We start from the raw sequence: 20,884 nt of genomic DNA on the forward strand, positions 1-20,884 counted from the left end.
TGAAGATTGCTAATATTCAGGAATAGAGGGGATTTCCGTGGAAAAAGGAACGCTTTTATATGAAGGGAAAGCAAAGCAAATCTTTGCAACGAACGATGAAGAGGTTGTCTGGATCCAGTATAAAAATTCGGCGACGGCTTTCAATGGGGAGAAGAAGGCGGAGATCGACGGCAAAGGGGTTTTGAATAATAAGATTTCGAGTTTACTATTTTCAAAGCTTGCCGAGCATGGCATAGAGAGTCATTTCATCAAGCAGTTATCGGAGAATGAGCAGCTTGTCAAAAAGGTAGAGATCATCCCACTTGAAGTGGTGGTCCGTAACGTGATCGCAGGAAGCCTGGCAAAACGGCTCGGGAAAGAAGAGGGGACACCCCTTCCACAACCGATTATCGAATTCTACTACAAGGACGATGATCTTGGAGATCCTCTGATCACCGATGATCATATTGATTTCCTGGAAATCGCATCACGTGAAGAACGTGCCGGGATCAGAAAGATGGCGCTCGGTGTGAATGAAGTGCTTCAAGGGATTTTCAAAGATGCGGGCGTCACGTTAGTCGATTTCAAATTGGAGTTTGGCAAAGACCGTAATGGAAGAATTCTATTAGGGGATGAAATCTCACCCGACACATGCAGGTTATGGGATGCAGAGACGAACCAGAAGCTTGATAAAGATGTTTTCAGAAGAGATATTGGCAGTTTGACAGAAGTATACGCAATCATTTTAGAACGCTTAGGAGGAAAAGGATTATGTACAAAGTAAAGGTTTATATCACATTAAGAGAAAGTGTATTGGATCCTCAGGGAAGTGTTGTGAAACAGGCGTTGCACGCTATGGAATTTACGAGTGTGGAAGATGTGCGCGTCGGGAAGTATATGGAGTTGACGCTTCCGTCAAGTGTCGAAAACATTGAAGCTGCAGTGGAGGAAATGTGTCACCGCCTGCTTGCCAATCCGGTCATCGAGGACTACCGATATGAAATCGAGGAGAGTGTCGCCCAATGAAGTTCGCAGTGATTGTATTCCCAGGCTCAAATTGCGACATCGATATGTACCATGCGATCAAGGATGAAATCGGGGAAGAAGTGGACTACGTTTGGCACGATGCTGATTATCTGGAAAACTATGATGCAATTCTGTTACCAGGGGGATTCTCGTACGGGGATTACCTTCGTTCAGGGGCGATTGCCCGCTTCTCGAACGTGATGAAAGAGGTCGTGAAGGCGGCAGAGCAAGGGAAGCCGGTTCTCGGTGTATGCAACGGATTCCAGGTTCTACTCGAAACAGGGCTGCTGCCAGGGGCGATACGCCGGAATGACAGCCTGAAATTCATCTGTAAAACGGTGCCGTTGACCGTCGAAAACAATGAAACGATGTTTACCAATGGCTATGAAAAGAATGATGTGATTCAAATTCCGATCGCCCACGGTGAAGGAAACTATTTCTGTGATGAAGAGACGATGATGTCATTGAAGGAAAACAATCAAATTGTCTTCACTTACAGTGATGAAAATCCGAACGGAAGCGTGGAGAACATTGCCGGGATCACCAATAAAGCAGGGAATGTGCTCGGGATGATGCCTCATCCGGAACGGGCGATGGACACTTTACTAGGTAGTGAAGACGGGAAGAAACTATTTCAATCGATTGTGAAACACTGGAGGGAAAAACATGTCGTTAATGCTTGAACCAACTTCAACACAAGTGAAAGAAGAACAGCTTTACCGTGAGATGGGTTTAACAGACGAAGAATTTTCAATGGTGGAAAACATCCTCGGGAGAACGCCGAACTACACAGAAACCGGCCTGTTCTCGGTTATGTGGTCAGAGCACTGCAGTTATAAAAATTCGAAGCCTGTACTGATGAAATTCCCGACGACAGGTGAGCGTGTTCTTCAAGGACCTGGAGAAGGAGCTGGGATCGTTGACATTGGCGATGATCAAGCAGTTGTGTTCAAAATCGAGAGTCACAATCATCCGTCGGCGATCGAGCCTTATCAGGGAGCGGCAACGGGTGTCGGCGGCATTATACGGGATGTATTCTCGATGGGGGCAAGACCTGTCGCACTCCTCAACTCTTTACGCTTTGGAGAGTTGGATTCTCCTCGTGTTCAGTATCTATTTAAAGAAGTCGTAGCAGGTATCGCCGGATACGGTAACTGCATCGGGATCCCGACGGTCGGCGGGGAAGTTCAGTTCGATGCCGCTTATGAAGGCAACCCACTTGTGAACGCCATGTGTGTCGGTTTGATTGATCATAAAGATATTAAAAAAGGTCAGGCACACGGTGTCGGCAATACGGTCATGTATGTCGGGGCGAAAACAGGACGTGACGGCATTCACGGTGCCACATTCGCTTCCGAGGAATTGAACGAGGGATCGGAGGAGAAGCGCCCTGCTGTTCAGGTGGGAGATCCATTCATGGAGAAATTACTGCTTGAAGCGTGTCTGGAACTTGTAAAGAGCGATGCCCTTGTCGGTATTCAGGATATGGGGGCTGCCGGTCTTACAAGCTCATCAGCGGAAATGGCCAGTAAAGCGGGATCCGGGATCGAGATGGATCTTGATCTTGTCCCTCAGCGTGAAAGAGGCATGACAGCCTATGAAATGATGCTGTCAGAATCACAGGAACGCATGCTGATCGTCGTGGAAAAAGGCCGTGAACAGGAAATCGTTGATCTTTTTTCAAAATACGATTTAGAAGCGGTGTCGATTGGAAAGGTAACTGATGATAAACGTCTCCGTCTTCTTCACAAGGGTGAAGTCGTGGCGGATGTGCCGGTCGATGCCCTTGCCGAAGAGGCGCCTGTCTATCACAAGCCTTCTCAAGAAGCGGCTTATTATAAAGAGTTTCAAGCGATGGAAACAGTTGCACCGGCAGTCGCCGATCATAAAGAAACGCTTAAAGCGCTTTTGCAGCAGCCAACGATTGCAAGTAAAGAATGGGTATACGATCAATATGATCACCAAGTAAGAACGAGCACGGTTGTGACCCCCGGTTCTGATGCGGCGGTCGTACGGGTACGTGGGACGAGAAAAGCCCTTGCCATGACAACGGATTGTAATTCACGTTACTTGTACCTGGATCCGGAAGTCGGAGGAAAGATCGCGGTAGCAGAGGCAGCCCGTAACATCGTCTGTTCCGGAGCGATCCCGCTTGCGATCACCGACTGCTTGAATTTTGGAAACCCTGAGAAGCCTGAAATCTTCTGGCAGATCGAAAAATCCGTCGAGGGGATGAGCGAGGCGTGCCGTGAGCTGTCGACGCCGGTTATCGGAGGGAATGTTTCCTTATACAACGAATCGATGGGGACCGCCGTTTATCCGACACCAGTCGTAGGGATGGTCGGACTGATCGAGGATATTGATCATATTACGACGCAAAGCTTCAAAGAAGCAGGCGATGCCATCTATGTGATCGGTGACACACATGAAGAGTTCGGTGGAAGCGAGCTTCAGAAGCTGACAGAAGGAAAAATCTTCGGTCAGGCACCGAAAATCGATTTGAAAACCGAGCTTCGTCGGCAAATGCAGTTGTTAGAAGCGATTCAAAAAGGTTTTGTGGCATCTGCCCACGATATCGCTGAAGGTGGTTTCGCCGTGGCTCTTGCAGAATCGACGTTTGGAACAAAAGGGTTGGGAGCAGACGTTGTGATCTCAGGTGAGAACAATGTGGCAGACCTTTTCAGTGAAACACAATCGAGATTCATCGTATCGGTGAAACCGGAACATAAACATGAGTTTGAGAAGCTGGTTCCAGAAGCGAAGAACATCGGTGAAGTGACCGGCCTTGGAGCGGTCAAGGTATCATCACAAACCGGGGATGCTATTTTGGAAGCGGATGTTGAAGAATTAGAATCAGCCTGGAAAGGAGCGATCCCATGCCTGCTGAAATCAAAGGGTTAAACGAAGAGTGCGGCGTGTTCAGTATTTGGGGGCACCCGAATGCTGCACAGATCACCTATTACGGACTTCACAGTCTGCAGCACAGGGGACAAGAAGGAACGGGTATCGTCGTCTCCGACGGCTCAAAGTTACGGTGCTTAAAAGGGGAAGGCCTCGTGACGGAAGTGTTCCAGGAAGGTACCATCGAGAAGCTTGAAGGGAACGCGGCCATCGGTCATGTCCGATATGCGACTGCAGGGGGCGGAGGATATGAGAATGTCCAGCCCCTCCTTTTCAACTCGCAGAATGGAAGCCTTGCACTTGCCCATAACGGGAATCTCGTCAATGCGAACGCCTTGAAGCATCAGCTTGAAGGACAGGGGAGTATTTTTCAAACAAGTTCAGATACTGAAGTGCTCGCACATTTGATCAAACGAAGCGGTTATTTCAACTTGAAGGACCGTGTGAAGAACGCACTTACGATGTTGAAGGGCGCCTATGCGTTCGTCGTGATGACGGAAACCGAGATGATGGTGGCCCTTGACCCGCACGGTCTTCGCCCATTATCACTCGGTAAGCTTGGGGATGCTTACTGCGTGGCGTCTGAAACGTGTGCCTTTGATATCGTCGGGGCTGAATTTGTTCGGGATATCGAACCGGGGGAGCTTGTGATCATCAATGATGAGGGGATGACCTCAGAACGGTTTAGTTTTTCAGGGGGAAAGGCGATGTGCACGATGGAATATGTGTACTTCTCGAGGCCTGACAGCAATATACAGGGAATCAATGTCCACTCTGCAAGAAAACGGATGGGGATGGAACTTGCGAAGGAAGCGCCGGTCGAAGCGGACGTCGTGACGGGCGTGCCTGATTCCAGCATTTCAAGTGCGATCGGCTATGCGGAAGCATCGGGGATCCCTTATGAAATGGGGCTCATCAAGAACCGGTATGTCGGACGTACGTTCATTCAGCCTTCCCAATCTCTCCGTGAGCAGGGTGTGAAGATGAAGCTTTCACCTGTCAGAGGCGTGGTGGAAGGGAAGCGGGTCGTCATGGTCGATGATTCCATCGTACGGGGAACGACATCGAAACGGATCGTTACCATGTTAAAGGAAGCGGGCGCGAAGGAAGTGCATGTGTGCATCAGTTCACCGCCGATCAAGAATCCTTGCTTCTACGGCATTGATACATCGACTCATGAGGAGTTGATCGCCTCTTCCAACTCAGTGGAAGAAATGCGCCAGATCATCGGAGCGGACTCATTGACATTCTTGAGCACAGACGGTGTGATCAAAGCCATCGGCCGGGATGATTCTTCGGAAAACCGCGGCCAGTGCATGGCTTGCTTTACAGGCAAATATCCGACTGAGATTTACCCGGATACACTTCATCCACATGAAAAAGAGTTAGTGAAATAGGGGGGACCATGATGGCAAATGCGTATCGTCAAGCAGGAGTAGATATCGAGGCAGGATATGAATCGGTCGACCGGATCAAAAAGCATGTCAAACGAACGGCAAGGGAAGGTGTCCTCGGTCAATTGGGAAGCTTCGGGGGCATGTTCGATCTGTCGTCCCTGAACTTGAAGGAGCCTGTCCTGGTTTCTGGCACGGACGGGGTCGGGACGAAGCTGAAGCTTGCTTTCATGGCGGACAAACACGATACGATCGGGATCGATTGTGTCGCCATGTGCGTGAATGACATCGTCGTTCAAGGAGCGGAGCCACTGTATTTCTTAGATTATATAGCGACCGGGAAAGCACTTCCGGAGAAGATCGAAGGTATTGTAAAAGGGATTGCGGACGGATGTGAAATGGCGGGCTGCGCGTTGATCGGCGGCGAAACCGCTGAAATGCCGGGAATGTATTCAGATGACGAATATGATATCGCCGGATTTGCGGTAGGGGCCTGTGAAAAAAAAGAGATCATCACAGGTGAACAAATTTCTGAAGGAAATGTGTTAGTCGGACTGGGGTCGAGTGGTATACACAGTAATGGATACTCGTTGGTCCGGAAAATATTCTTCGAAGATCAGTCGTTCTCTTTGGAAGAATCAATCCCGGAGCTTGGGACCACACTAAAAGAGGCATTGCTTACACCGACAAAGGTCTATGTGAAACCAGTATTAGCGGCACTGAAACAGTTTCCCATCAAAGGGATGTCCCATATTACAGGCGGAGGCTTCATTGAGAATATCCCCCGGATGCTGCCGGATCATCTTCAGGCGGAGATTACCGAGGGAAGCTGGGAGATCCCGGGCATTTTCACTCTCCTTGAGCAGTACGGGAATATCCAGCGGAGCGAAATGTACAATATTTTCAATATGGGGATTGGATTTGTGTTAGCGGTTGAGGAACATCAAGCAGAAGACCTTCTTCGATTCTTCGGCGAACAGGGAGAAGAAGCCTATATCATCGGACGTGTGTCTGCCGGTGAAGGTGTCCGTTTAGTTCGCTGAAACGAAAGGTGAGCATGTCATTAACGGGGGCGAGTCATGAGACAGGTTGCCATATTTGCATCAGGAAGCGGAAGTAATTTTCAAGCATTGGTGGATGCGGTTCAAGCAGGGACGCTGAAAGCGAATATCAGACTGCTGGTTTGTGACCAGCCCGGGGCATTCGTTATTCACCGCGCCCAGTCGGCCGGTATCCCCACTTTCGTTTTCCGTGCGAAGGATTACGAAAATAAGCACGCATTCGAACAGGAAATCCTAAATGAGCTCGCTCATTTGGGTGTTGATTTTATTGTATTAGCAGGGTATATGAGGTTGGTCGGCCCTACGTTGCTCGAAAGCTTCGGCGGCCGGATCGTCAATATCCATCCATCGCTTCTCCCGGCGTTTCCAGGTAAAGACGCCATCGGACAAGCGATCGAGGGAGGAGTGAAGATCACCGGCGTCACGGTCCACTATGTGGACGCCGGCATGGATACAGGCGAGATCATCGCACAGGAAATCGTCCGCGTCACAGCAGGCGAAACCAAACAATCACTCCAGGACAAAATCCAGCACGTCGAACACCACCTATACCCAACAACCCTCAACCACCTCTTCCTCACCACCGGCTACTAACTGCCGGAGATGAGGAAAAGAGGTTGCTTTATCATGGTAGTGTGATAAAGTGGTGAGGGACGGACCTTGGATCGGGAACGTTTGAGTGAGACCGGTGGAGCGTGGCATGGTGAAATGCCCCATTGCCATGGCGGTGAGCGGCCTGGCTTTGCGGAGGCGCATCGGGAAGAACGGTGATGTGTCACTCTGGGGGCCAAGTGTATCGACACTATGGCGGGTATTGCGGCCTTTTTGCTGTAAGAAGTGAAGAGCGTGAAGCTGGGCGGACTCAAGAGAGTTCCTTGAAACCAAGGTTGAATCATAAAGAAATAATGGAATAAAATCAGCATTTCAGAAGTCAGAGGAGGATCAGACATTGAAAAAGAGAGCATTAATCAGTGTTTCAGATAAAAGCGGAGTCATCGAATTCGCAACCGAGTTAAAGGAATTAGGATACGAAATCATCTCGACAGGCGGGACGAAGAAGCTCCTTTTAGAAAATGGAGTGGACGTAATCGGTGTCGAAGATGTAACGGGATTCCCGGAAATCCTTGAAGGACGGGTGAAGACGCTCCATCCTAACATCCACGGCGGACTCCTTGCCAAGCGGGGTGAAGAAAGGCATCTGAAACAGCTCGAGGAACAGGGGATCGAAGGCATCGACCTTGTTTGTGTCAATCTTTATCCATTCCAGCAAACGATCGCAAAGCCGAATGTCGGCGTGGAAGAAGCGATCGAGAATATTGATATCGGCGGTCCGACGATGCTTCGTGCGGCAGCGAAAAACCATCAATATGTCACGGTGGTCGTGGACGCCCTTGATTATGATGAAGTGCTTGCGGAATTGAAGCTTCAAGGCGAATTATCTTTGGAGAAGCGCCGTAAGCTTGCTGCGAAGGTGTTCCGTCATACAGCAGCCTACGATTCATTCATCGCACAATATATGACCGACATTTCAGGTGAAGAAAACCCGGAGCGCTTCACCACAACATACGAATTGAAGCAGACGCTCCGTTACGGGGAGAATCCTCATCAGCAGGCATCCTTCTACCGTGCGCCCCTTGGGTCTGAATTCTCGATTGCCATGGCAAGGCAGCTTCACGGCAAGGAGCTTTCTTATAACAATATCAACGATGCGAATGCGGCACTTCAAATCGTGAAGGAATTCACTGAGCCGACGGCAGTGGCAGTGAAGCATATGAATCCGTGCGGTGTCGGCGTGGGAACATCGATCAGCGAAGCATTCTCAAAAGCATACGAAGCGGATTCCACATCCATTTTTGGCGGAATCATCGCGTTGAACCGTTTGGTGGACGGGGAAACAGCAAAGCAGCTACATGAGATTTTCCTTGAGATTGTCATCGCACCAGCTTTCAGTGATGAAGCGTTTGAGATTCTTTCAAGCAAGAAAAATATCCGTCTGTTGACGGTGCCGTTCGACTCTACGAACAAAATCGAGCGGAGACTGACGACTGTCGAAGGTGGGCTGCTTGTACAGGCTGACGACACCTTCACCCTTGACGATGCAGACATCAGGGTCGTGACGAAACGTGAACCGACAGAAGATGAATGGGCGAGCATGAAGCTTGGCTGGAAAGTCGTGAAACATGTGAAGTCGAACGCCATCGTCGTAACCGATGCACAGATGACCCTCGGCGTCGGTGCAGGACAAATGAACAGGGTTGGTGCAGCAAGCATCGCGCTCGAACAAGCGGGAGAAAAAGCAAAAGGGGCCGCGATGGCATCCGATGCATTCTTCCCGATGGATGACACCGTAGAAGCAGCCGCTAAAGCGGGCATCACAGCCATCATCCAGCCTGGAGGCTCCATCCGCGACGAAGACTCCATCAAAAAAGCCGACGAATACGGCATCACGATGGTATTGACGGGGGTTCGTCACTTTAAGCATTGATGAGTTGGAGTTTCTTTGGGGGATAGTTATTGGGGACGGACCTCACCAGTAGTTTCAGGGGACGGACCTCCAAAACCGGAAGCAATCCACATGACTTAAAACACGAAACCTTGCCACAGCAGGGTTTCACCATTGAAAGTATCTGCTTTCAAGGCAGCGACTGGAGGTCCGTCCCTCCAGTCTACAAACCTCTCCTCCGCCATCACGTCAGGGGAGAGGTTTTTTAAAAAAAGGGGGCTTTTCAAGATGAAGGTACTTGTAATTGGTCGCGGAGGACGCGAGCATGCGATTTGTAAGAGATTTGCGGAAAGTGAAAGTGTGTCGGAAGTTTTTTGTGCACCAGGGAACGCCGGAATTGCAACTGTTGCGACAAACGTGCCGTACAATGAATCAGATGTGGACGACCTTATCGGATTCGCGAAACGGGAAGACATTGCCTTTACGTTTGTGGGTCCTGAAAATCCACTTCTGGACGGCATCGTCAACCGCTTCAAAGATGAAGGCCTCAAGATATTCGGCCCAACGAAAGAAGCGGCCATCATTGAAGGAAGCAAATCCTTTTCAAAGGATCTGATGAAGAAGTACGGCATCCCGACCGCCGATTATGAAGTATTCACAAGTGTTGAAAAAGCGATCGACTATGTAAAGTCGGTCGGCGCCCCGATTGTGGTGAAAGCTGATGGACTGGCAGCCGGCAAAGGTGTCGTGGTGGCAGAAACCGAGGAGGAAGCGGTCGGCGCATTGGAAAACATGCTGCTGGATGAGAAATTCGGTGAGGCTTCTGCAAAAGTGGTCGTCGAGGAATGTCTGGTGGGCGAAGAGTTTTCACTCATGGCTTTTGTGAATGGTGAATCGGTTTATCCGATGGTGATTGCCCAGGACCATAAGCGTGCTTTGGATGGTGATAAAGGACCGAATACCGGCGGGATGGGTGCATATTCACCAGTGCCCCACATCCCGGATGATGTGGTCCAGAAAGCGGTGGCCACCGTTCTCCGTCCGACCGCACAGGCGATGATCAGAGAGAATCGTTCATTTACAGGGATTCTTTACGCCGGCCTGATGCTGACTGATGCAGGTCTGAAAGTCATTGAATTCAATGCCCGCTTCGGTGATCCTGAAACACAGGTTGTGCTGCCCCGTTTAACCTCGGATTTCGGTCTGATCGTGAAGGATTTGATCGAAGGGAAACCAGTGGAGCTGGAATGGTCGGAAGAGGCGGTCCTTGGAGTCGTGCTCGCTGCAGAAGGCTATCCCGGTGAGTATGAAAAAGGTATACCTCTGCCTGACATAGAGGGGACGGTCGATGCTGACACGCTTGTGTACCATGCCGGGACGGACCTGAATGAAGACGGTGCCCTTGTTTCAAACGGGGGAAGGGTGCTGCTTGTCGCGTCGAGCGCTGCGACAGTGGAAGAAGCCCAGGCTGACGTGTATAAGCAATTGTCCAAAGTGGAATGCAGCGGACTATTCTATAGAAGTGATATCGGCCAGAAAGCTATCGCGCGCGTCTCTTCCTAGACTTTCGCACATACACATACGTAATGGCCACAATGCCGCCGATCAGGGAAAACAGCACGTACGACATATCCGTCAAATACTCCCAGAACATACAGTACAACTCCTTTTTAATAAAATTAAATCAGTTGCCGGGGAAAGTCCTTTTTGGGGGACGGACCTCGGCATTTTGTGTTTCTAAACGTGCTCAAACTCAAAGGAAACGCGTCATAAAAGGAAAAGGAGGGGGAGGTACGTCCCCCAATCCTTTAAGAAGGAAGGTCCGTCCCTCTAGAAATTGTCCCTCCAGAACTTGTCTCCCCGTTCCCGCCGAGGGCGTCCATGACTTCTTGGTTGGTGAGTTGTTCGGGGTTGAAGTTGGTTTCTTTTTTGGTGTTGTTGAGCGGGTCTCCGCTGTGTTGTGTGTGTTCGGAACGGTGCTGGTCCGGTGTGGTTTTGTCGGTTTTGAGCATGTCTTTGAGGTTGGTCATGTCCATTCCTTTAAAACCTGCGAAACCGCCACTTCCGTTTCCGCCAGCTGTTTTCTCAAACAGTGCTGTGATAGGGCAGTAGCGGAGGATCCCTTCTCCGACTTTCATGGCGCCGATCACTGCCATGACCAGGTAGGAATCCCTCCATGGCCGTCTTGTGAGTTTCGATGTGCTCCATGCGAGGATGGTAAACCCGATGGTGATGCGGATGAGGGCGTTGATGATCCCGATATTTGATGATGCTTTCATGTTGCTTCCTCCTTAATAGAAAATTCACATAATTGTTGGAAACCTTTAATGCGTTAAATAGTAAAATATGTTACCATAAAATGAAACTTAACCTAATACCATTCCACTAGAGGAGTGTTCACATTGGAACAGCGCTACAGATGGAAGAACAAACAACTGCGAGAACATGTACAAGTACTGAATGGGGAATTGTCCCCGAGTCTTCTTTTGAAGAATGCAACGTATCTTCACTCAACTTTGAAAAAATGGGTGCAAGGTCACATCTGGATCTATCAGGACCGGATTGTCTATACAGGAGAAAAGCTGCCTGAAAACCTTGGGCACTGCGAAGTAGTGGACTGTGCCGGCCAGTATCTCGTGCCCGGATATATAGAACCGCATGTACACCCGTTTCAGCTTTATAATCCCCAATCCTTTTCCAAATATGCATCTCAGTCAGGTACGACGACATTCGTCAATGATAACCTGATGATGTTTTTACAATTAGAAAAAAAGAAAGCGTTTACTTTATTGAGTGAGCTCAATGAACTGCCGGTTTCGATGTACTGGTGGACACGCTTTGATTCCCAGACGGAGATGATGAATGAAGAAGTCACCTTCTCTAATGGTGAGGTGAAATCGTGGCTCGAGCATGATTCAGTCCTGCAGGGCGGTGAGTTGACTGCCTGGCCGAGACTGCTGCAGGGGGATGATCTCCTCCTTCATTGGATGCAGGAAGCGAAGCGTATGGGGAAAGTCATCGAAGGTCATCTGCCGGGGGCTTCCGACAAAACGATTGCCAAGCTGCGACTTCTCGGGATCGATGGCGATCATGAAGCGATGAGCGGTGAGGATGTGTATAAGCGCCTGATCCAAGGATTGACTGTGACACTGCGTCATTCTTCGATCAGGCCGGATCTTCCTGTCCTATTGGAAGGGCTTAAAGAGCAGGGCATCGATTCCTATGATTCCCTCCTGTTCACAACGGACGGATCCACACCTGGTTTTTATGAACAAGGGGTGCTGGATTTCATGATTAAAATGGCGATCGAGAAGGGGGTACCCCTGATTGATGCCTACAATATGGCAAGCTATAATGTGGCGAATTATTATAACATCACACACCTGCACGGAATGATCGCTACAGGCAGGGTCGCGAATATCAATTTCCTTTCTGCACAGGATGAACCGACTCCTGTCTCTGTCCTGGCAAAGGGTAAATGGGTGCGCTTGGCAGGGGAACAGGTGGAGGATACGACGACGATCAACTGGGGTGAGAATGGCTTCAAGCCCCTGGACCTCGATTGGGAAGTCGGATATGACGACCTCCAGTTCTCGATGCCGTTCGGGATTGAAATGGTGAACGATGTGATCACCAAGCCGTATTCGATTTCGATCAATCCATCCACTGATTTCCTTGATGGAGATCATGATCAGTCATTCCTCATGCTGCTCGACCGGAAAGGCGAGTGGAGGATCAGTACGATGATCAAAGGATTCGCAGGCGGCGTCATGGGCTTTGCGTCCTCGTATTCCAACACAGGTGACATTATCCTGATTGGAAAAAGCAAACCGGATATGATTGCGGCCTTCAGGAGAATGAAGGAAATCGGAGGCGGCATTGTCCTGACGGAAAATGGTGAAGTCCTCCACGAAATTCCGCTTCCGTTGAGCGGCCTGCTTTCACAAAAGGATATGCCTGAGCTGATTGAGGAAGAAAAGGTGCTTAAAAGTTTGTTGAAAGAAAGGGGCTATCGTTTTGCAGATCCGATTTATACATTATTGTTCCTTCAGTCCACCCACCTGCCTTATATCCGGATGACACAGAAGGGAATCTATGATGTAATGAAGAAAACGGTACTCTTTCCAACGATAATGCGTTAAAATAATAAAGTATAGGGAAAGTAATAGGGGTGTTTAAAACATGCTGAAAAGAGCTTTGATTATTGCGTTAAGCTCGCTTACACTTGTCGCATGTAGTTCAGATAAAGAGATAAAGAAAGAATCTGATAAAGAAACGGCAACGAATGCAGTGAAGGAAGAAACTGGCGTCGAAACCGAAGAGAGAAGTCAGGCACCTTTGACAGGGGTCGCCGAGGAAGAAGCGACGGCATCCCGGGCGGTTGCCGTCATGGTGAACAACCATCCGAAGGCCCGGCCCCAATCGGGTCTGTCACAGGCAGACGTCATTTATGAAGTGCTGGCGGAAGGGGATATCACCAGGTTCCTGGCGATTTTTCAAAGCCATCAGCCTGAAGAGATCGGTCCTGTCCGGAGTGCAAGGGACTATTATATAGAACTTGCGAGAGGGTACGACGGACTTTTTATCGCTCACGGTTACAGTCCCGAGGCGAAGGATATGTTGACGGGCGGTTATATCGATCATCTGAACGGTATGCAATACGACGGAACATTATTTGAGCGGGCAAGTTTCCGCAAAGCCCCTCATAATTCTTATATTTCATATAAGCATATTTCTGAGGGAGCAGAGAAGAATGATTTTGACATGGAGCGCACCCCGCAATCACTGAATTTCAGTGACAAAGGCGATGCTGGCGGGGAAGCGGCACAGTCGGTCATGGTCACTTACAGTCGCAATCAGTTGTTTAACGTCATGTATGACTATAATGAAGAAGAGGGCAAATATGAGCGATACTCGGACGGGGAACAGACCATCGATTACAACGGGAATGTCCCGGTGCTTGTAAAGAATCTTTTCATTGTGGAGACGGACCATACATTAGTGGATGATAAAGGAAGACGTGACATCGATCTCGAGTCCGGCGGTGATGCCTACTTGATGCAAGAAGGCAAGCTCAGGAAAGTTCAATGGAAGAACATCGATGGACGGATCCTTCCATATGAGAATGATCAGCCGGTCAGCTTCCTGAAGGGATCTACCTGGATCAATATCATCCCGAGTTCACCAGGATTGACTGGTGCTGTATCTTATCAACAATAGATGGAAAAGGAGTCTTATTCATGCAAATAAATAAATTAAGAGGTAAAGAGCTGGATCAGTTATTCAATGCTGTTCTGTCTCTGCAGGACCTGGAAGAATGCTATCGATTCTTTGATGATCTTTGCACAATCAATGAAATACAATCGCTTGCCCAGCGACTTGAAGTGGCACGCATGCTTCAGGATGGGAAAACGTATCATAAGATCGAAACCGAAACAGGCGCGAGCACGGCGACGATTTCCCGCGTGAAGCGCTGCTTGAATTACGGTAACGATACCTATCAGCTTGTGCTCGATCGGGTACATCAGAAAGAAAAATAATCAAAGGACCGCTGTCATCATGATGGGCGGTCTTTGTTTTTGCTGTAGTGAAATATGCCTCCAAGGAGAAAGAATCCATCCATTTTACGACAATTCTTAACAAAGGATGATCTAATGCGACTCCCTTCCACACATGATATAATACGTTAGATGGAAGTATGAATGGAGGAACAAAGCATGTATGATGTCAAAAAATGGAGCCATGTGTTTAAACTAGATCCGAATAAATCGATAGACGACGGAGATTTAGAAGCAGTTTGTGAATCAGGGACAGATGCCATTTTGGTAGGGGGAACGGACGGTGTAACCCTTGAAAAAGTCCTTGATTTGATGGCGCGTGTGAGACGATATACGGTTCCTTGTATTCTGGAGGTCTCGAATCTGGAGTCGATCACTCCGGGCTTCGATTTGTATTTCATTCCGATGGTGATGAACAGTCAGAACACGAACTGGGTGACGGGACTGCATCACCAGGCTGTAAAGGAATATGGAGAAATCATGAATTGGGACGAAATCCTCGTAGAAGGATATTGTATATTGAATCCTGACTGCAAAGCGGCACAGGTGACAGAAGCCGACACCGGTATTTCTGGTGAAGATGCGGCTGCTTATGCGATGATGGCAGAGAAGATGTTCAACCTGCCGATTTTTTACCTTGAGTACAGCGGAACCTATGGAGATGTTGAGACGGTGAAAGAGGTAAGGGATGCGCTTGTGGACACAACGCTGTTCTACGGAGGCGGCATCGAGACCGTGCAGCAGGCGAAAGAGATGGCGGCTGTATCAGATGTGGTCGTCGTTGGAAATGCTGTTTATGATAACTTGAAGGAAGCTTTGAAGACTGTTAAAGCGGTAAAGGGGTAAGAATCTGTACTGGAGGTCCGTCCCCCGATACGATATAATGGTATTAAAATATAGAACGTATGTTCGTTATGGTGGTGTGAGAGTATGCAATTTTTGACTGATCGATTGTTGAATGGAATGAACCCGCAGCAGGCTGAAGCGGTGAAGGCGACGGAAGGGCCGTTACTGATCATGGCAGGGGCAGGTTCGGGAAAGACGAGGGTGTTGACGCACCGGATCGCATATTTGATGGTGGAAAAAGGGGTTAACCCGTATAACATCCTGGCGATCACTTTTACCAATAAAGCAGCCCGGGAGATGAGGGACCGTATTGAAAACATCCTTGGAGGGGCCTCTGAGAACATTTGGATCTCGACCTTCCACAGTATGTGTGTGAGGATCCTCCGCCGTGATATCGACCGGATCGGAATGAACCGGAACTTTACGATCCTCGATTCTACGGATCAGCAATCCGTCATTAAATCAATTTTAAAAGAAAAGAATATTGATCCTAAAAAGTTTGATCCCCGTTCTCTGCTGGGATCGATCAGTTCTGCGAAAAACGAACTGACCACTCCTGAAGAATTATCGAAGCAGGTCGGCGGATATTATGACCAGGTTGTTTCTGATGTGTATACCGAGTATCAGAAGCGTCTACGTAAGAACCAGGCCCTTGATTTCGATGACTTGATCATGACGACGATCCACTTGTTCCAACGGGTACCGGAAGTGCTGGAATTCTATCAACGGAAATTCCAATATATCCACGTCGATGAGTATCAGGATACGAACCGTGCCCAATATATGCTCGTCAAGCTCATGGCGTCACGGTTCCAGAATCTGTGCGTCGTAGGGGATTCGGATCAGTCGATCTATCGCTGGCGCGGTGCGGATATCGCAAATATCCTTTCCTTTGAGAAGGACTACCCGAGAGCGAACGTCATCTTCCTTGAACAGAATTACCGTTCCACGAAGCGGATCCTTCAGGCGGCGAATGAAGTCATCCAGAAGAACTCGAACCGTAAACCGAAGAATCTGTGGACGGAAAATGATGAAGGGGAGAAGATCTCCTATTTCAGGGCGGATACAGAACAGACAGAAGCCCAGTTCGTCACCGGTAAAATCAAAGAAATGATGCAGGACGGGAAGCGGAAGTATGCCGATTTCGCCATCCTCTACCGTACAAATGCCCAGTCCCGTGTCATGGAGGAAGTGCTCCTTAAATCGAATATCGAGTACTCCATCGTCGGCGGCATCAAGTTCTACGACCGTAAAGAGATCAAGGATATCCTCGCATATCTCAGACTCATCTCCAATCCGGATGATGATATCAGCCTTCAGCGCGTGATTAACGTACCGAAGCGTGGAGTCGGTGCCACATCCATCGATAAAATCGCACGTTATGCACAGGAGCATGATATCTCCATGTTCCGGGCACTTGCAGAGGCGGACTTCATCGGCCTGAGCCCCAAGATCACGAAATCGGTGATTGAATTCATGGAGATGGTGAAAGGCTATACGAATATGCAGGAGTATCTGTCGGTAACGGAGCTTGTCGAAGAAATCCTTGAAAAATCAGGCTACACCGATATGCTCAAAGCGGAAAAATCGATTGAATCCCAATCACGACTTGAGAACTTGGATGAGTTCCTGTCTGTCACGAAGAGCTTCGAGGAAACGAATGACGATAAGAGTCTCGTGGCCTTTTTGACAGACCTGGCACTTGTCGCTGATATAGACAAGCTTGATGAAGATGATCAGCCGAAGGATTCTGTCATATTAATGACGCTTCACGCGGCAAAGGGTCTTGAATTCCCTGTCGTCTTCCTGATGGGGATGGAGGAAGGTGTATTCCCTCACAGCCGTTCCCTTATGGAAGAGGATGAAATGGAAGAGGAGCGCCGTCTCGCATATGTGGGGATCACCCGGGCAGAAGAACATCTCTTCCTCACGAACGCCCAGATGAGGACCCTCTTCGGACAGACGAAGATGAACCCTGTATCCCGTTTCATCAGTGAAATTCCTGCTGAATTGTTGGATGACGTCATGGCAGAAAAGAAAAGTGCCTTCACGCCTTTCGGCAAATCAGCTGCAAAATCGCCTTCACGGCCTGCACCGAGAAAGCCTGTTTCACGGCCGGTCCAGACGACCACAGGCGGAGAATCCGTTGCCTGGCAGGTTGGGGATAAGGCACAGCATAAGAAGTGGGGTACCGGAACGGTCGTCAGCGTGAAAGGATCAGGAGACAGTATCGAGCTCGATATCGCTTTCCCTAGTCCGACGGGAGTCAAGCGTCTCCTTGCCAAATTTGCGCCGATTGAAAAAGCGTGACACGGACCGTGTTTGAATAAATGACGATATAAGCAAGAAAGGGTTGTGGAAATGGATCGACAATCAGCCGAAAAGCGTATCAATGAATTACATGAACTGTTGAATCAATATAACTTTGAATATCATGTACTGGACAAGCCGTCCGTGCCTGATGCTGAATATGACCAGCTTCTTCGGGAACTGATCGGGCTTGAAGATGATTTCCCTGATTTGAAGACGGCAGACTCCCCTTCACAGCGTGTCGGCGGGGCGATCCTGGATGCATTTGAAAAGGTGGAGCACCGGAGTCAGATGCTGAGCCTTGGGAATGCCTTCAACGAAGAGGATCTCCGCGATTTTGACAGGCGCATCCGTCAGGCGGTCGGTGACGACTTCTCATATGTATGTGAGCTTAAGATCGATGGCCTCGCCGTGTCCCTCCGTTACGAGGACGGGGTGTTCGTGCAAGGTGCGACAAGGGGGGATGGATCGATTGGAGAAGATATTACATCCAACCTGAAAACGATCCGCTCGATCCCGTTGAAGATTTCTGAGCCCCTCACCTTTGAAGTGCGGGGAGAAGCCTTCATGCCTAAAGGATCCTTTGAGGCATTGAACAAAATAAAAGAAGAAAAGCAGGAAGAGCCTTTTGCCAACCCGCGCAATGCAGCGGCAGGCTCTCTCCGGCAGCTGGACCCGAAAATCGCTGCATCCCGAAATCTGGATATCTTCCTGTACGGACTTGCCGATATCGGGGATACGGGGATCGATTCCCACAGCGAAGGACTGGATACATTAGAGAAGCTCGGTTTTAAAACGAATCAGGAGCGGAAGAAATGTGCGACGATCGAAGAGGTGCTGGAGTTCGTCGGAAAATGGACAGATGAGCGGCCGAACCTTTCTTATGATATCGACGGAATCGTCATTAAAGTCGATTCCTTGGAGCAGCAGCAGGAGCTCGGAACGACAGCGAAAAGCCCGAGATGGGCGATTGCCTATAAATTTCCTGCTGAAGAAGTCGTGACCGTATTGAGAGACATCGAGCTAAGCGTCGGACGTACCGGAGTGGTCACCCCGACGGCAATCTTAGAACCTGTGCGCGTCGCAGGGACGACTGTTCAGCGGGCTTCCCTTCATAATGAAGACCTGATCAGGGAGAAAGATATCAAACTCGGCGATCATGTTGTCATTAAAAAGGCGGGGGATATCATCCCTGAAGTCGTCAATGTACTCGAAGACAAAAGAACAGGTGACGAACAGGAATTCAAGATGCCGACCCACTGCCCCGAATGTGAAAGTGAGCTCGTCAGGCTTGAAGGGGAAGTGGCGCTGCGCTGCATCAACCCAAAATGTCCTGCCCAGATCCGTGAAGGTCTGATCCATTTCGTGTCCCGGAACGCCATGAACATCGATGGCCTCGGAGAAAAAGTGATCAGCCAATTATTCCGTGAAAAGCTGATCGAAGATGTGGCCGACTTATATCGATTAGAGCGGGAACAACTTCTGCAGCTTGAGCGGATGGGTGAAAAATCCGTCGACAACCTCCTCGAAGCCATCGGGAAATCGAAAGGGAATTCTCTGGAGAAGCTGTTATTCGGCCTCGGCATCCGTCACGTCGGAGCAAAGGCGGCAAAGACCCTCGCCCAGGAGTTCGGGACGATGGATGCACTCATGATAAAAGGCAAGGAAGAGCTGACCAATATTAACGAAATCGGCGATAAGATGGCGGAAGCCGTTGTCGCATATTTCGAAAACGATGAAGTGAAAGAACTTATCCAGGAACTGAAGGATGCCGGTGTGAATATGGAATACAAAGGGCCTAAGCCAGTCGCAGCAAGCGATGTGGACTCCTATTTCGCCGGGAAGACCGTTGTGTTGACGGGGAAAATCGAACGGCTGAGCCGGAATGAAGCGAAAGAAAAGATCGAAATGCTCGGCGGCAAGGTCACCGGCAGTGTCAGTAAGAAAACCGATCTTGTCATCGCCGGGGAGGACGCCGGCTCCAAGCTTTCAAAAGCAAATGAACTGAACATCGAAGTGTGGGATGAGGACAAGCTGATGGAAGAACTTAACCGATAAGAGGTGTAACGAGTCATGAAAAAGAGGATATCGGTCGCGCTTTCCGCCTTCTTGCTTCTCGGCGGTTGCGCACCGACATTTGAAAAACAGGATCAGGTCGTCCAGGAAAACCAGGATAAAGAGTCAAAGAAGGCCATCATACCGAGCTTCCAGATCTCTAAAGACTATTATAAGACGATGCTTCCCTATGAAACGAGCAAAACCCGCGGGGTCGTCGTCAATGATTTAGGTTCCCGGTATGACATCAACGAAATTGAAACAGGCTTGCTCCGGGTTGCCCAAAAGCGCTTCTCTACGGATGAGTACTTTTTCAAGGAAGGCCAGTTCCTGACGAAGAAAAAAGTCGACAGCTGGCTTCAACGCAAGTATACGGCTGAACAGCTGAAGGAAAAAGGGTTGAAGGAGTCTGAAAATGTCGGGCTCAACCCTGTACAATCAAGCGGAGAGAACGCACCGATTTACCTTGCACATGTGATTGAACACAATTACCTGATGAAAAAGGAAGACAATAAGGTGCGCCTCGGCGGAGTGGCGATCGCCCTCTCACTGAACTCTGTACAGTACGAGACCAACCTTTCCAATGGGACAAGAACGGTGAATAATATAAGCAATGAGGTCCTGAAAGAGCAAGGGGCCAAAATCGCAGGCGAAGTCCTCGACAGGCTCCGTCAGCAAAAAGAGCTTCAAAAGGTCCCAATCATGGTCTCGCTTTATAAGCAGGCACCGAAAGATCAAGTTGTCCCGGGGCACTTCTTTGCCACGACCACCGTTGAACCGGGGGAATCAGGCATCCAGGACTGGGAAGGAATCAATGAAGATTACTACCTATTCCCTTCACCGGAAGCACAAGAGAATCATCCGAACGATTACAAAGTGTTCAATGAATTGAAAACCGACATAGAAAAATATTTCCCTGTTTACACAGGATTGACCGGACAGGCGCTTTATCAGGATCAAAAGCTGTCCACCATGAAGTTCGAAGTCGCCCTTTCCTTTGAAGGAAAAGCGGAAACGATCGGATTCGCACATCACCTCACCAACATGATCGGCAAACAGACGCCGGACAGCTGGGATGTGGAACTCCTTGTCTCCTCTTCCTACGGACCGGAAGCGCTGATCGTGAAGAAACCGGGAAGCAAAGAGACTTATCTGCACATTTATGAATAGAGAAGAGGGAAGGATCAACCTTGTTGTGGGGTTGGTCTTTTTTTTGTGAATGGCTGTTTTCGTAAAGATGGTTGTTATTACTAAACATTAATGTGAGCATCTTCGGTAATTTGAGACTGTGGAATAAAAAAATGCCATAGA

General features: G+C 49.1%; 18 protein-coding genes. 16 read left to right on the plus strand and 2 right to left on the minus strand.

Features of this window, described 5'->3' with window-relative positions; genetic code table 11:
• Window positions 1-37 precede the first annotated feature (37 nt).
• From purC to purD, 9 genes are all read left to right on the plus strand, one after another.
• On the plus strand, window positions 38-763 hold the full coding sequence (gene purC / locus KH172YL63_RS01935) for a phosphoribosylaminoimidazolesuccinocarboxamide synthase (protein ID WP_173104526.1): 726 nt from the start codon (window positions 38-40) through the stop codon (window positions 761-763).
• A complete protein-coding gene (purS, locus tag KH172YL63_RS01940; protein WP_173104527.1) occupies window positions 751-1,005 on the plus strand; it encodes a phosphoribosylformylglycinamidine synthase subunit PurS in 255 nt (84 codons plus the stop codon). Before purC ends, purS begins: the two co-directional genes overlap by 13 nt.
• The gene (gene purQ, locus KH172YL63_RS01945; protein WP_173104528.1) at window positions 1,002-1,688 is read left to right on the plus strand and encodes a phosphoribosylformylglycinamidine synthase subunit PurQ; all 687 of its coding nucleotides are present in this window, start codon (window positions 1,002-1,004) and stop codon (window positions 1,686-1,688) included. Before purS ends, purQ begins: the two co-directional genes overlap by 4 nt.
• Window positions 1,672-3,906 carry a phosphoribosylformylglycinamidine synthase subunit PurL gene (gene purL / locus KH172YL63_RS01950; protein WP_173104529.1) on the plus strand — a complete coding sequence of 745 codons (2,235 nt, stop codon included), beginning with the start codon at window positions 1,672-1,674 and terminating at the stop codon, window positions 3,904-3,906. Before purQ ends, purL begins: the two co-directional genes overlap by 17 nt.
• Complete coding sequence (purF, locus tag KH172YL63_RS01955; RefSeq protein ID WP_173104530.1) at window positions 3,882-5,303, plus strand: amidophosphoribosyltransferase; 1,422 nt, start codon at window positions 3,882-3,884, stop codon at window positions 5,301-5,303. The genes purL and purF overlap by 25 nt, the downstream gene beginning before the upstream one ends.
• Before the next feature lie 11 nt (window positions 5,304-5,314).
• Window positions 5,315-6,343 (plus strand): phosphoribosylformylglycinamidine cyclo-ligase, encoded by a 1,029-nt coding sequence (purM, locus tag KH172YL63_RS01960; RefSeq protein ID WP_173104531.1) that lies wholly within the window; start codon window positions 5,315-5,317, stop codon window positions 6,341-6,343.
• 36 nt (window positions 6,344-6,379) lie between these two features.
• Entirely contained in the window at window positions 6,380-6,955 is a 576-nt protein-coding gene (purN, locus tag KH172YL63_RS01965; RefSeq protein ID WP_173104532.1) for a phosphoribosylglycinamide formyltransferase, read from the plus strand.
• Window positions 6,956-7,310: 355 nt separating this feature from the next.
• Entirely contained in the window at window positions 7,311-8,846 is a 1,536-nt protein-coding gene (gene purH / locus KH172YL63_RS01970; protein ID WP_173104533.1) for a bifunctional phosphoribosylaminoimidazolecarboxamide formyltransferase/IMP cyclohydrolase, read from the plus strand.
• Window positions 8,847-9,092: 246 nt separating this feature from the next.
• On the plus strand, window positions 9,093-10,367 hold the full coding sequence (gene purD / locus KH172YL63_RS01975) for a phosphoribosylamine--glycine ligase (protein ID WP_173104534.1): 1,275 nt from the start codon (window positions 9,093-9,095) through the stop codon (window positions 10,365-10,367).
• Here purD and KH172YL63_RS21795 read toward each other — a convergent pair.
• Together KH172YL63_RS21795 and KH172YL63_RS01980 are read right to left on the minus strand one after the other, a co-directional pair.
• Window positions 10,345-10,458: an EYxxD motif small membrane protein gene (locus tag KH172YL63_RS21795; protein ID WP_332066905.1), complete on the minus strand. Its 114-nt coding sequence runs from the start codon at window positions 10,456-10,458 to the stop codon at window positions 10,345-10,347. The two genes, purD and KH172YL63_RS21795, sit on opposite strands and share 23 nt — an antisense overlap.
• 154 nt (window positions 10,459-10,612) lie before the next feature.
• Window positions 10,613-11,083, minus strand: a complete 471-nt coding sequence (locus KH172YL63_RS01980; RefSeq protein WP_173104535.1) for a YgaP family membrane protein — start codon at window positions 11,081-11,083, stop codon at window positions 10,613-10,615.
• Between the two features lie 123 nt (window positions 11,084-11,206).
• Between KH172YL63_RS01980 and KH172YL63_RS01985 the strand changes: the two genes are divergently transcribed.
• The 7 genes from KH172YL63_RS01985 (at window position 11,207) to KH172YL63_RS02015 (ending at window position 20,743) form a co-directional block, all read left to right on the plus strand.
• On the plus strand, window positions 11,207-12,946 hold the full coding sequence (locus KH172YL63_RS01985) for an adenine deaminase C-terminal domain-containing protein (protein ID WP_173104536.1): 1,740 nt from the start codon (window positions 11,207-11,209) through the stop codon (window positions 12,944-12,946).
• A 40-nt stretch (window positions 12,947-12,986) separates the two neighbouring features.
• On the plus strand, window positions 12,987-14,024 hold the full coding sequence (locus KH172YL63_RS01990) for a DUF3048 domain-containing protein (protein ID WP_173104537.1): 1,038 nt from the start codon (window positions 12,987-12,989) through the stop codon (window positions 14,022-14,024).
• 20 nt (window positions 14,025-14,044) lie between these two features.
• Window positions 14,045-14,344 carry a YerC/YecD family TrpR-related protein gene (locus KH172YL63_RS01995; protein ID WP_173104538.1) on the plus strand — a complete coding sequence of 100 codons (300 nt, stop codon included), beginning with the start codon at window positions 14,045-14,047 and terminating at the stop codon, window positions 14,342-14,344.
• A 177-nt stretch (window positions 14,345-14,521) separates the two neighbouring features.
• A complete protein-coding gene (locus KH172YL63_RS02000) occupies window positions 14,522-15,208 on the plus strand; it encodes a heptaprenylglyceryl phosphate synthase (protein ID WP_173104539.1) in 687 nt (228 codons plus the stop codon).
• A gap of 84 nt (window positions 15,209-15,292) precedes the next feature.
• Complete coding sequence (pcrA, locus tag KH172YL63_RS02005; RefSeq protein WP_173104540.1) at window positions 15,293-17,518, plus strand: DNA helicase PcrA; 2,226 nt, start codon at window positions 15,293-15,295, stop codon at window positions 17,516-17,518.
• A gap of 51 nt (window positions 17,519-17,569) precedes the next feature.
• Complete coding sequence (gene ligA, locus KH172YL63_RS02010; RefSeq protein ID WP_173104541.1) at window positions 17,570-19,576, plus strand: NAD-dependent DNA ligase LigA; 2,007 nt, start codon at window positions 17,570-17,572, stop codon at window positions 19,574-19,576.
• Between the two features lie 15 nt (window positions 19,577-19,591).
• Complete coding sequence (locus KH172YL63_RS02015) at window positions 19,592-20,743, plus strand: CamS family sex pheromone protein (RefSeq protein ID WP_173104542.1); 1,152 nt, start codon at window positions 19,592-19,594, stop codon at window positions 20,741-20,743.
• The last annotated feature ends 141 nt before the right edge of the window (window positions 20,744-20,884 follow it).

Origin of the sequence: Bacillus sp. KH172YL63 (assembly GCF_011398925.1) — a bacterium.
GTDB lineage: Bacteria > Bacillota > Bacilli > Bacillales > Bacillaceae_B > Rossellomorea.

Excerpts from the sequence above, each read along its gene's own strand:
- ligA (WP_173104541.1), top strand. The coding sequence starts at position 17,570 with ATGGATCGACAATCAGCCGAAAAGCGTATCAATGAATTACATGAACTG.
- KH172YL63_RS01980 (WP_173104535.1), bottom strand. The coding sequence starts at position 11,083 with ATGAAAGCATCATCAAATATCGGGATCATCAACGCCCTCATCCGCATC.
- KH172YL63_RS02000 (WP_173104539.1), top strand. The coding sequence starts at position 14,522 with ATGTATGATGTCAAAAAATGGAGCCATGTGTTTAAACTAGATCCGAAT.
- KH172YL63_RS21795 (WP_332066905.1), bottom strand. The coding sequence starts at position 10,458 with ATGTTCTGGGAGTATTTGACGGATATGTCGTACGTGCTGTTTTCCCTG.
- purS (WP_173104527.1), top strand. The coding sequence starts at position 751 with ATGTACAAAGTAAAGGTTTATATCACATTAAGAGAAAGTGTATTGGAT.
- purL (WP_173104529.1), top strand. The coding sequence starts at position 1,672 with ATGTCGTTAATGCTTGAACCAACTTCAACACAAGTGAAAGAAGAACAG.
- purD (WP_173104534.1), top strand. The coding sequence starts at position 9,093 with ATGAAGGTACTTGTAATTGGTCGCGGAGGACGCGAGCATGCGATTTGT.
- purQ (WP_173104528.1), top strand. The coding sequence starts at position 1,002 with ATGAAGTTCGCAGTGATTGTATTCCCAGGCTCAAATTGCGACATCGAT.
- pcrA (WP_173104540.1), top strand. The coding sequence starts at position 15,293 with ATGCAATTTTTGACTGATCGATTGTTGAATGGAATGAACCCGCAGCAG.
- purM (WP_173104531.1), top strand. The coding sequence starts at position 5,315 with ATGGCAAATGCGTATCGTCAAGCAGGAGTAGATATCGAGGCAGGATAT.
- purN (WP_173104532.1), top strand. The coding sequence starts at position 6,380 with ATGAGACAGGTTGCCATATTTGCATCAGGAAGCGGAAGTAATTTTCAA.
- KH172YL63_RS01995 (WP_173104538.1), top strand. The coding sequence starts at position 14,045 with ATGCAAATAAATAAATTAAGAGGTAAAGAGCTGGATCAGTTATTCAAT.
- purF (WP_173104530.1), top strand. The coding sequence starts at position 3,882 with ATGCCTGCTGAAATCAAAGGGTTAAACGAAGAGTGCGGCGTGTTCAGT.
- KH172YL63_RS01990 (WP_173104537.1), top strand. The coding sequence starts at position 12,987 with ATGCTGAAAAGAGCTTTGATTATTGCGTTAAGCTCGCTTACACTTGTC.
- KH172YL63_RS02015 (WP_173104542.1), top strand. The coding sequence starts at position 19,592 with ATGAAAAAGAGGATATCGGTCGCGCTTTCCGCCTTCTTGCTTCTCGGC.